Genomic DNA, 323 nt, shown 5'->3' with positions numbered 1-323 from the left:
TAAAAACTGCGATAGTGACTCGAAATTCAAGAGAAGCAACTCGTCGTAAGTTAGAGCAAGTGGGACTACAAGTTGACACGATATTAACCAGAGAGTGTGCCCCTGCAAAGCCTCACCCAGGAGCCTTGCAGCAACTATGTCGTGAGTGGCAACTCAAACCTTCTGAGGCGGTGTATGTGGGTGATTATCTGTACGACCTATTAGCAGCAGAACATGCTAACATGCATTCCTGTTTATATGCTCAAGATCACTTACCTGATTATGCTGAAAGGGCGGGCTTTGTNTGTAATGACTACGCATCTTTTTTCGATTTATTAGCCTCC

The 323-nt window shown here is 44.7% G+C and carries 1 protein-coding gene; it reads left to right on the top strand.

The annotated features are described in order from the left end of the window. Nucleotides 1–14: 14 nt before the first annotated feature. Nucleotides 15–323 (top strand): HAD family hydrolase (locus A3761_RS04550; protein WP_231881159.1); only part of this gene is annotated, 309 nt, incomplete at its 3' end.

Source organism: Oleiphilus sp. HI0123, from assembly GCF_001635315.1.
Note: the sequence above shows the minus strand (reverse complement) of the source record. Positions and strands in the feature narration are given on the sequence as shown.